Source organism: Marinobacterium sedimentorum, assembly GCF_024267675.1.
Classification (GTDB): domain Bacteria; phylum Pseudomonadota; class Gammaproteobacteria; order Pseudomonadales; family Balneatricaceae; genus Marinobacterium_A; species Marinobacterium_A sedimentorum.
The window spans coordinates 1-221 of sequence record NZ_JALDYX010000188.1 but is presented as its reverse complement, the minus strand read 5'-3'; the positions used below and the strand labels follow the sequence as shown (position 1 = coordinate 221).

The following is a 221-nucleotide window of genomic DNA, read 5'->3' as shown; positions in this document are numbered from 1 at the left end:
GAAAGTCCTACCCGGTGTTATCTCCTCGTTTTTGACTACTGTGTGTATTTTCGGCAGCTTGCTCTTCCTGCAAGGAGAAATGGGGGCGGTGCTGCGTGCTGTGCCACAAGTGTTGATTTTGGTGTTGTCGCTTAGTCTGGTTGAAGCATTTTTGATTTTGCCGAATCACTTGTCTCACTCGCTGCATAAACATAATAAAGATAAGCCTCCCGTAAAGTTCA

The 221-nt window shown here is 45.7% G+C and carries 1 protein-coding gene; it reads left to right on the top strand.

What is annotated here, in order from left to right:
• A partial coding sequence (locus tag MRS74_RS23795) for a hypothetical protein (RefSeq protein WP_254582753.1) occupies positions 1-221 on the top strand: 221 nt, incomplete at both ends.